The following is a 10,228-nucleotide window of genomic DNA, read 5'->3' as shown; positions in this document are numbered from 1 at the left end:
AAATCAGGCAGTCTCTCGCAGAGCAGAACATTACCGCCTGCATCCCCCCGAAGAAGAGCCGGAAATCAAAGCCACCTTACGACTGGCATCTGTATAAAAAGCGCCACCTCATCGAAAACATGTTCGCAAAGCTGAAGGACTGGCGACGTGTTGCCACCAGATATGACCGGTGCTCTCATACCTTCATGTCCGCAATCCATATCGCGGCAAGTGTCATCTTCTATCTCAAGGAATGAGTCCTGAACCTAGGTTCAGTTTCTGAAACCCCCGCTGGCTCATAAAGATAGCGGGGAATTTTTGTGTTTGGAACGCTTGGGGAAGCTGCTCAGGAAAGCGGTAATACCTTTTTTGAAGTATGGTGAGGAGCCAGTCCGAACTGCTGTTCCAGCATTGCGCAATACTCCTTCTGACGTCCGATATGTGTTTCTGGAAGTGCAAGTCGACTTGCCAGAAGGCGATGCATGTAGGCGACCTCGTCGATGTGATTACGTCGGCTGAGTGTATGGGTGACTGAGTCCCCATGTCTCCGGTGCACATTGAGTGGTTGAGCCAGATAGATGACCTCGACGTTTTTCTGTGTCAGCAGTTCAAGATAAATGCGCCAGTCGCCTGCAACACGCAGGGTTTTCAGGTCTGTCTGACAACCATTGATCGCTGTCAGTAAATGTTTTTTTCGAAAGAGTGCACTGCTGACGTTGAGGACAAGATTGCGTTCTGACAGGCAACCCCGGAGAAAACTTTCTCCCGTAAAATGACTGTCATTTTCCATAAGTAATCCTGCGCTCTCAGAGCAATAGGCCCGATAAGATGGAAAAATTGGAGCGCCGTCTTCATCGACAGCCCGGCTGTCCGTAAATGCCATGACGACAGCGGGCTTGTTCTTGATCCCACCCAGAATACGTTCAAGAAATTCCGGTTCGCAGAAATCGTCCGCCTCGGCAATCCAGACCCAGTCCCCACGTGCGATCCTGACGGCTTTGTGCCACTGCTTGAAGACCGAGCCCGAGGCGACTGTATTTTCGATGCAGGTGATTTCCCGATCCCAGTCTTTTGCCGTCTGTCGGGCAATTTCGAGGCTGTTATCGTCTGAGGCATCGTCGAGCACGATGATCTCAAAGACCGGTACCGTCTGCGCAAAAATCGAAGAAAGCCGGCGGCTCATATAGCGTGCGTAGTTGTGTGAGGGGATGACAACGGAGATTTTCGGGATCGCGGGAAGGGCGAGGCTCAGAAGTTCCTGGGCATAATGTTTGAAGCTGAAGCGTTGTGCCGCGGCGTGAGCGGTTTTCTGTCGGTCGCGGTTCGAGCGTTCTGCGGACCATGCCGCCAGTTTGTTTGCCGCATTCGCTATCGAAGGTACATCCGCAAAGGGAACAATGCTGTTGCGATGGTCTGTTTTAGAATCGATCTGTTGTAGCAGATCCGGAATTCCGCCGGTTTCCTCGAACGCGACACAGGGTAGCCCGGCTGCCAAAGCTTCCAGTACGACTGAGGGATACGGATCTTCGCGTGACGTGAGAGCAAAGACGTCTGCCGCAGCCAGCCATGCCGGCACATTTTCGACCCTGCCAGGCATGTGGAATGTGCCACTGGAGAGGGCGCTGGTCAGTTCGACATGCAGGTTGTTTTTCAAGGATGGGTCGATATCGCCCAGCCAGACACAGTGGACTGCGCCCCGCATTTTGCGCCAGAGCTGAAGGAAAAGGTCAAAGCCTTTGCGCAGGTCTGCATAGCCGGCACCGATGATGATCCGGTCAGTTGCCCCAAGGCCCATTTCCCTGCGGATTGTCTGTCGTGCCTGCACCGAAAAGGGCGTCTCAGTGTAGAGACCCTGCGGCAGGATCTTCAGCGTGTTCAGGGATTCCAGATCAAGTCTTTTTGCTACACTTTGCGCCGGTACGATGACATGGCGGGCCAGCGTACAGGCCTTTTCCATGGGGGCGTGCAGGTTACGACTGTGCAGGAGCGCGGGAAGCTCATGAATGAGGAACAGAAAGCCGATATCTGCTTCCTCAAGATGGGGCGCCAGGGCTGAACTGGCCGCACTGTTAAGGATTGCAGACTGAAATCCCTGCCTGCGGAGATATTCCAGACGCGCCTTGGTGGTTTTTGAGTCCACCGCAACGATCTCGGTGGGCGCCACGTTACGATATTCGTCGAGGAGAGCGCCGCCGTCGAGGAGGAGGAACTGGATTTCAGCGCCAAAGCAGTGCTTCAGCGTGCGGCCGGTTTCGAGCAGAAGGCGCTGTGCACCTGCGGGAAACGCGTCATGTCCAATCAGAAGGATTCCGGATCGCGAGCGGTTTTTCCCGGCGCCGGTACAGGCGCGTGCCGTTGCGTTGAGATAGGCGCTTCCGAAATGCTGGTCCGGCTCCAGATAGGCGCCCTCGGCCCATTCATTCCAGGCGTTGATGCAGACAACCGGTTCTCCGAAGAATGTGCGGGACTGGGCCTGTTCGATCAGGCCGCTGAGCCAGCGCTCATAGAGTTCCGGCGTTGAGCCATGCAGGACAAGACCTTTGCCCTGCCGGCGTGCATCATTATCCCATGAAGGCGCTGCGGTCCTGATCAGTGGGAACGGTGTTCTGGGGTGGGCGAGGGCTTTATCCACGACTTCGCCGTAGTCATAGACCTGACCGCTGAAGTCGTTATCGAACAGATTGATTTCGTCATTGATCAGATTGCAGTTCGAGACAACCTTGTGGGGTGGAAACTCGATGGCGCCATCCAGGCCGAAGAGATCGGGGTTTTCGTCACCGAAAGCCTGTCCCATGACAAAAAGCGGATCCAGCCCATGGCGGGTGCGGAACAGCGTACGCCACCTGAGGAAGGCTGCCGGAGCATCTGGGATGGTCCCAGGCCGATAGACCATAAGCACCGGTCGGCCATCAAAATGGATGTAGCGTGGATCACGCAGATACCGGGCAAAGCAGTCCACGAGGGCTTCGTCGTCCTCGGAACGGTAATCCTGCGCGATCAGCAGATCATCGTCTGATCCATCCCAGCGGCGGCTCCAGTTCTCGTTTGCCCACATGAGGCAGAATGGAAGATCGATCTGCGGGTTGGCCAGCAGGATTTCAAGAGGCTGGTCCAGCAGGCGTTTGCGGTTGAACCAGTAGAAATAGAAAATGAAACCTTCGATCCCCGCGGCCTGGGCCATTGCAGCCTGTCGCTCGAGGATTTCGGGTGTGTTCAGGGTGTAATGCCCCAGATCCCGTGGAATACGAGGCTGGTAGTGGTCCGAAAAGCGCGGAATGCCTCGGGCCAGGTTGGTCCACTCCGTGAAACCTTCGCCCCACCAGGCGTCGTTTTCGGGGATGGTATGAAACTGCGGCAGGTAATAGGCCAGAATACGGGCGCGGCGGATGGCGCTTCGGGGTAACGGGCATGCTTTTTCAAAAAGCGGCCCTGGCTTGCTCCGGCGCTTGATTTCACCAAAAACCGATATCTCGGTCTCGGGACTGCACGGATGGATATCCGGCCGGTCGCGGTTTTCCAGATAATGCAGCAGCGGATTGCTGTCCGGCGAATGCCGAAGGTATTTCCGCCTGTAATAAAGGGGATCAAACCCGTCGAAAGGTTTGCGGGCCTCGCGAAACCCCTGAACCATGTAATGCTCGAGCGCATCGAGACCGGCTTTGGCGACATCGGGATAGGCGCGCAGATAGAAGTCCGGGTCGAACTCGGGGATCGGGCGCAGCCGCGTGTTGTGACGGTTCTTCAGGTAATGGGCGAGGGCCAGCATCCGTTCCGGGACGTGGTAGGTCCGCGCGTACCACAGCGGATCGAACCACGCGATCGGCCGTCGTCCCTCGCGTTCCCCGTGCAGGATATAATGCAGCAACGGATCGCCGATGACGTCGCGGTTCTGGCTGAGATACCAGTGCGGATCAAAGAAGGGATTGGGTTTACGGCCCTCCCGCCATCCATGCTGATGGTAATGACGCAGGACGGCGGTTCCGAGCGTGTGCAGGTCCGGGTTGGATTTCAGATAATAAAATGCGTCAAAAATGCCGGAATGTCCGAGAATCTTTAGGGGAGATGCGTCAGCCGGAAACGGCGATATCCGTGAATCTTCAACAGAGGAATGTGAGAACGGATGCGGCATGTATAACTTTTTTACGTTTTTTTAACTTTATTCAAGGTGTTAATTCATCGTCAATCCAAAAGGGGATTTGATCGTATCGGCCGGCAGTGCCATACCGTGGCGCCCGGGAGGCATGAGGCCTCAGTCGTGGCATCAGGGGTGTATCTGGGATGGACATCAGCGCGTCACCGAGTATCGCGGATGGGCCGGTCTACACACATCAGACCGTGCGGCTGGACAGCGGTCTCGATCTGGAATGTGGCGTGCATCTGGCGCCGCTGGAGGTCGCCTACTGCACTTACGGCACGCTCTCCCCAGCGCGGGATAATGCGATCCTGGTCTGTCATGCCCTGACGGGGGACCAGTACCTGGCGGAACGTAATCCCCTGACCGGCAAACCCGGTTGGTGGAGCCGGATGGTGGGGCCGGGGCTTCCGATTGATACGGATCGTTATTTCGTCGTGTGCTCCAACGTCCTTGGCGGCTGCATGGGCACGACGGGGCCGCGGTCGATCTGTGCTGAGACGGGAAAAGCATGGGACAGTGAGTTTCCGCCAATTACGATGCATGACATTGTGGCAGCGCAGGCAAAGCTGATCGACCATCTGGGCATAGATCGTCTTTTTGCGGTTATCGGCGGCTCGATGGGCGGAATGCAGGCGCTGACCTGGGCTGCGGACTTCCCGGACCGCGTGTTCGCCGCCATGCCGATTGCAACGTCTCCCTTCCATTCGGCCCAGAACATTGCATTCAATGAAGTCAGCCGGCAGGCCATCTTTGCCGATCCGGACTGGCATGACGGCCATTACAGGGATTTCGGTGCCATTCCTGCCCGCGGACTGGGTGTGGCGCGCATGATGGCACATATCACCTACCTGTCCGAGGAAGCTCTCAGCCGCAAATTCGGACGGCGGGTCCGGCATGACGCGGCAACAGCGGTGCCGGCATCCAGCAGTCCGTCGCTGTTCGGGGAAATGTTCGAAGTCGAGAGCTATCTGCGCCATCAGGGCTCATCGTTCGTGCGGCGCTTTGATGCCAATTCGTATCTGACGATCACCCGGGCGATGGATTATTTCGATCTGGCCGCAGAACATGACGGTGATCTGGCCAACCCGTTCCGGAAATCGCAGACCCGTTTCTGTGTCGTGTCGTTCAGTTCGGACTGGCTCTTCCCGACGTCGCAGTCCCGCCTTCTGGTGCGGGCACTCAACCGGGCAGGGGCGAACGTCTCTTTCGTGGAAATCGAGAGCGACCGCGGGCATGACGCCTTTCTGCTGGAGGAGCCGGATTTCGACCGGACCATCCGCGGCTTCATCGCGGGCGCGGCCGAACATGCGGCCCTTAAGGTGGGAGAACGCTGATGCGCGTGGACCAGCGGCTTATTGCCGAAATGATTGCACCCCGTGCCCGTGTCCTCGATGTCGGAAGCGGGGATGGCACCCTGATCGATTATCTGTACCGCACGCGGTCCTGCGATGCGCGGGGGATCGAAATCGACATGCAGAACGTGACGCAGTCCGTCGCGCATGGCCTGCCTGTCATGCATGGAGATGCCGATCACGATCTGGCCGACTATCCTGATGACACGTTCGATTACGTCGTCCTGCAAAGAACGCTACAGGCTGTCGAGCGCCCGCGTGAGGTCCTGAGGCAGATGCTCAGGATCGGACGTCATGCCATTGTATCCTTTCCCAATTTCGGTCACTGGCGGCTGAGGCTTCAGCTTCTGACGACCGGGCGGATGCCGATGACGCCCGTGTGGAATACGCCCTGGTATTCCACACCGAATATCCATCCTTGCACGATCCGGGACTTTCTCCTGCTCTGCGAGGAAGAGGGTTATGTCATTCAGCAATGGCTGGCGATTGATGAAGATGGTGCCCGGGCTCCGTGGCGTCGTTCCATCCGACTGGCCAACCTGTTCGGTGAACAGGCCATGTTCCTGCTCAAGCGTGCGGGACACTGACTGCACTGTTTTGATGGGCTCGTTTTCATATTTCGCAACCTTCGCTCTGCGGTACGGTTAAACCTTGAAGCCGGAGTCTGCTTTCCGCAGGATCCGGCTCGATAACCGTCAGAGTGGAGTTGCCGATTCATGAGCGAAATTCTTCAGGCCATCGCATCCCGGCGCGCGACCAAGCATTTTGATCCAGAATATCAGATCCCCGAGGCCGAACTGACGGCGATCCTGGAAGCTGCCCGTCATGCTCCCACTGCATTCAATATCCAGAATTATCGCTTTCTGGTCGTGCGGGATCGGGAGCAGCGCCGTCGTATCCGTGCCGCAGCCTGGGATCAGCCGCAGGTCGAGGACTGTGCCGCGCTGATTGTCATGTGTGCTGACATCAAGGCCTGGGAGAAAGATCCAGCCCGCTACTGGAAAGACGCGCCCGAGTCCGTGCGCGAGGGCTATGTCGGCATGATCCGCGCCTATTACGAAGGCCGTGAACAGGTGCAGCGGGACGAGGGGATCCGTTCCTGTGGTCTTGCGGCCTATGCGCTCATGATGGCGGCATCCGCGCATGGCCTTCAGACCTGCCCCATGGATGGTTTCGACTTCGCTCAGGTGGGGGAGATCATCAATCTTCCCGCAGATCATGAAATTGTGATGTTCGTCGCGCTTGGACGTGAGGCATCATCGCCACAACCTCGTGGCGGGTTTTTGCCTCTTGATGCAGTGGTTCAGTACGACTGCTTCTCTTGATTACAAAATCTCAAGAAATACCAATGGCTTTTTTCAGGACAGGGTCGCTGTCTCCTTGCAATGGGACAAGTGTTGTCCTACATCCCACGAGCACTTCAGGGCCAGTCTGCTGAAGTGTGATGATGACTTCATAACCCTGCCGGTTCTGCTCTCTCCGGGTCTGTTCCAGGTCCGGTTTTACGGGTGAGGCGGGGTGGAAATGGGGTCGCTTGCCATAAATGCCTGCGACCGGTTGGTCAGGCAGGGGATATAACGGTGCGGTTGCCTGAGCATGACCTTGCCGTCTCAAAGGAGAGGTCCATGACCAGTTTCGCCGAACTCAAGCTTGCCGAGCCAATTCAGAAGGCTCTCGCGGAAGAAGGCTACACCACGCCGACCCCGATTCAGGCAGGTGCCATCCCTTATCTGCTCGAAGGTCGCGATCTTCTCGGTCTGGCCCAGACCGGAACTGGCAAGACGGCAGCATTCGCGCTCCCCATCCTGAACCATATCTTCACGAATCGTCGCCCCGCTCCGCCGAAGGGCGTTCGGGCCCTCGTTCTTGCACCCACGCGTGAACTGGCGTCGCAGATCGGTGAGAGCTTTGCCGCTTATGCGCGGTACATGAAGTTCTCCTATGCCGTCGTCTTCGGTGGGGTCGGGCAGGGACGTCAGATCGAGGCTACCCGTCGCGGTGTGGATGTCCTCGTGGCAGCGCCCGGTCGGCTGCTTGATCTGATCGGGCAGAAGCATATCGATCTTTCAACTCTGGAAATCCTCGTTCTTGATGAGGCTGACCGGATGCTGGACATGGGCTTCGTGCGCGACATCCAGCGCATCATGGCCCTGCTTCCCAAGCAGCGTCAGACCCTGCTGTTCTCGGCAACCATGCCGCCATCCATCAGCGATCTGGCCCATTCGCTTCTGAAGAACCCGGCAACGGTTCAGGTTACGCCTGAGTCGAGCACGGTTGATCGTATCAATCAGGCTGTCATGTTTGTTGACTCCGGCAGCAAGAAAGATGCGGCGCTCATGCTGCTGGAAAGCCCGAGCGTTGCCCGGGCTGTGGTTTTCACGCTGATGAAGCATGAAGCCAACAAGGTTGCCGAATTCCTGAACAAGAATGGCATCCGCGCTGAAGCCATCCACGGCAACAAATCCCAGGGTGCTCGCGAGCGCGCTATGGCCGGTTTCCGCAGTGGTGCCATCAAGGCTCTGGTGGCAACCGACATTGCGGCCCGCGGTATCGACGTGGACGAGGTCAGCCACGTCTTCAATTACGATCTGCCGAATGTGCCGGAATCCTACGTCCACCGTATCGGCCGTACGGCCCGGGCAGGGCGTGAGGGCTGCGCAGTTTCCCTGTGTGACGCTGAACAGCGCGCATGGCTCAAGGATATTGAGAAGAAGATCGGCAAGCCCATTCCCGTTGTGACGGATCATCCCTTCCATTCCGAAGAGGCCCGACTGTCTACGCAACGCCCGCCGGTTCTGGGCGGGGGGCGTGGCGGCGGCGGCGGTGGACGCCGCCGCTCGGGACCGCCCTCGGGTGGTCGTCCAGGTGGTGGCCGTGGTGGCGCCCCCGGTCGTGGTGGTCCCCGCCCAGGCGCGCGCTGATCTCATTCATTCAAACGCATACTGAAAAGCCCGCCTCTGCAAATGCAGGGGCGGGCTTTTTGCATTCCAGACTGACAGGGCGCGGCAAGATAATGCTCCCGCAACGGGGTAGTATGTTCGGGTTTTTTTTACAGGAAATATGGCGGAGAGGGTGTCCGCCGATGTAGGGCGTCACGGAAAAGCAGATCAGCGCAATAACCGTTGTTTTTCATAGCTTTACAGAAATCCATGCCATCCTGAAGAAGCAGATAGACGCATTGAAACCCATCCCGTAAGGTGGGACGGAAGATGGGACTGAAAAGCCATGAGTAAGCTTCCGCCGAACCAGCTGACTGTCCGCAAGGTCGCCTCCCTCAAAGACGGGGTCTATGGTGATGGCGGAAATTTATGGATCACTGTCCGGGGTGACACCCGGGCCTGGACCTTCCGCTACAAAAGCCCTGAGACCGGTAAAAGACGGGAAATGGGACTCGGTCCCGCCCGGGATATTTCTCTGGCCGAGGCCCGGCTCCGGGCGACCGAAAACCGGCGCCTGCTTCTGGAAGGGATCGACCCGCTGGGAGAGAAAGCCCGGCAGAAGGGACCTGCCGTTCAGGAGCGCACCTTCGCACAGGTTGCCGAGCAGTACATCACCGAACAGGCGCCGGGCTGGAAAGATCCGCGCTCGGCGCCCATGTGGCGCAGCTCTCTGGAGCGGCATGTCTATCCCGTCCTCGGTCAGAAACAGATTGGCAGCGTGCAGACAGAAGACGTGCTCGCTGTCCTGCGACCGATCTGGGAAAACACGACCGAAACCGCAACACGGCTGCGTGGACGAATGGAGCGTATTCTGGACTATGCGCAGAGCCATCACTGGCGCGAGGGGGAGAACCCGGCCCGCTGGCGGGGGCATCTGGCCAACATCCTCCCCAAACCCACGGCAGTCACGAAGGTGGTGCATCATGCCGCCTTGCCCTATCGCGACCTCCCGCCAGTCTACAGCCGGCTCGGCGCCGAGCATGGGGTAGGAGCTCTGGCCGCACGGTTCATCTGCCTGACCGCAACCCGGTCTGGCGAGGTCCGCAACGCCCTGTGGTCGGAAATCGATCTGGAGAAAAAGATCTGGACCATCCCGGCCGAGCGGATGAAAGCCGGGCGGGAGCATCGTGTGCCCCTGACGAACGGAGCGATGGCCCTGCTGTATAAAGTCCAGACGCTGAGATCCAGTTCCGGTGAGGACAGCTTCGTGTTTCCCGGTGGCCGGGTCGGATCACCGTTGAGCGATGTCGCGGTCTCCAAGGCCCTCCATCAGGCCGCAGGCACGAAGGATGTGACGATCCATGGTTTGCGCTCCAGCTTCCGGGACTGGGCGGCCGAAGAAACCGACTTTCCACGCGAGGTCGCCGAAATGGCGTTGGCCCATGCCATCGGTGACAAGGTCGAGGCGGCCTATCGCCGGGGGGATCTCTTTAACAGGCGTGCCGAGATGATGTTTGCCTGGGAACGCTTCTGTGCCGGGCAATCCAGTAAGGCGGTCGCAAAGCCTCAGCGTCCCAATCCTGACAGCGCCCCGCTGTTCACCTGGAAAGACTCTGACATCGGGGATTTAGGCTGTGTTGACAAAAGATCCAATCCAGAGCCTCGCGGCGGCGAGGTTGAGAAAGCTCATGAAAGACAGGACGGTCTTGTCGTATCGGGTGGCGATGCGGCGCATCTGCTTGAGGTGGCTGAACATCCGCTCGATGCGGTTACGGTCCTGGTAGCGCCGCCAGTCTGTTTTCTGCGGCGCACTTCGGCCTTTGCGTGATGGAATAATCGGCAGGATCCCGTAGAGCAGTAGGTCCTGGCGGAAACTGTCGCTG

At 58.2% G+C, this 10,228-nt stretch carries 7 protein-coding genes and 1 pseudogene; 6 read left to right on the top strand and 2 right to left on the bottom strand.

The window, feature by feature from the left end; genetic code table 11:
- On the top strand, positions 1-236 hold a 236-nt coding region (locus KP701_RS15580; protein WP_215747851.1), incomplete at its 5' end, for a transposase.
- An 89-nt stretch (positions 237-325) separates the two neighbouring features.
- Here KP701_RS15580 and KP701_RS15575 read toward each other — a convergent pair.
- The gene (locus KP701_RS15575; RefSeq protein ID WP_215747850.1) at positions 326-4,108 is read right to left on the bottom strand and encodes a glycoside hydrolase family 99-like domain-containing protein; all 3,783 of its coding nucleotides are present in this window, start codon (positions 4,106-4,108) and stop codon (positions 326-328) included.
- Positions 4,109-4,257: 149 nt separating this feature from the next.
- Between KP701_RS15575 and KP701_RS15570 the strand changes: the two genes are divergently transcribed.
- The 5 genes and pseudogenes from KP701_RS15570 to KP701_RS15550 form a co-directional block, all read left to right on the top strand.
- The gene (locus KP701_RS15570; protein ID WP_215747849.1) at positions 4,258-5,448 is read left to right on the top strand and encodes a homoserine O-acetyltransferase; all 1,191 of its coding nucleotides are present in this window, start codon (positions 4,258-4,260) and stop codon (positions 5,446-5,448) included.
- A complete protein-coding gene (gene metW, locus KP701_RS15565) occupies positions 5,448-6,053 on the top strand; it encodes a methionine biosynthesis protein MetW (RefSeq protein WP_024716992.1) in 606 nt (201 codons plus the stop codon). The genes KP701_RS15570 and metW overlap by 1 nt, the downstream gene beginning before the upstream one ends.
- A gap of 129 nt (positions 6,054-6,182) precedes the next feature.
- Positions 6,183-6,791: a nitroreductase family protein gene (locus KP701_RS15560; protein WP_215747848.1), complete on the top strand. Its 609-nt coding sequence runs from the start codon at positions 6,183-6,185 to the stop codon at positions 6,789-6,791.
- A gap of 300 nt (positions 6,792-7,091) precedes the next feature.
- Positions 7,092-8,387 carry a DEAD/DEAH box helicase gene (locus KP701_RS15555; RefSeq protein ID WP_215747847.1) on the top strand — a complete coding sequence of 432 codons (1,296 nt, stop codon included), beginning with the start codon at positions 7,092-7,094 and terminating at the stop codon, positions 8,385-8,387.
- Positions 8,388-8,691: 304 nt separating this feature from the next.
- Positions 8,692-9,972 (top strand): annotated as a pseudogene (locus KP701_RS15550) (tyrosine-type recombinase/integrase); the annotation flags it as partial.
- Here KP701_RS15550 and KP701_RS16615 read toward each other — a convergent pair.
- Positions 9,973-10,110, bottom strand: coding sequence for a hypothetical protein (locus tag KP701_RS16615; protein ID WP_371819024.1), 138 nt, complete (start codon positions 10,108-10,110; stop codon positions 9,973-9,975).
- Between the last annotated feature and the right edge of the window lie 118 nt (positions 10,111-10,228).

The organism is Gluconobacter sp. P1C6_b (assembly GCF_018811945.1).
GTDB lineage: Bacteria > Pseudomonadota > Alphaproteobacteria > Acetobacterales > Acetobacteraceae > Gluconobacter.
This window is presented reverse-complemented; position numbering and strand designations above follow the sequence as displayed.

What these genes read in the sequence shown, in the direction of transcription:
- KP701_RS15575 (WP_215747850.1), bottom strand. Translation starts at nt 4,108, where the DNA reads ATGCCGCATCCGTTCTCACATTCCTCTGTTGAAGATTCACGGATATCG.
- KP701_RS15570 (WP_215747849.1), top strand. Translation starts at nt 4,258, where the DNA reads ATGGACATCAGCGCGTCACCGAGTATCGCGGATGGGCCGGTCTACACA.
- metW (WP_024716992.1), top strand. Translation starts at nt 5,448, where the DNA reads ATGCGCGTGGACCAGCGGCTTATTGCCGAAATGATTGCACCCCGTGCC.
- KP701_RS15560 (WP_215747848.1), top strand. Translation starts at nt 6,183, where the DNA reads ATGAGCGAAATTCTTCAGGCCATCGCATCCCGGCGCGCGACCAAGCAT.
- KP701_RS15555 (WP_215747847.1), top strand. Translation starts at nt 7,092, where the DNA reads ATGACCAGTTTCGCCGAACTCAAGCTTGCCGAGCCAATTCAGAAGGCT.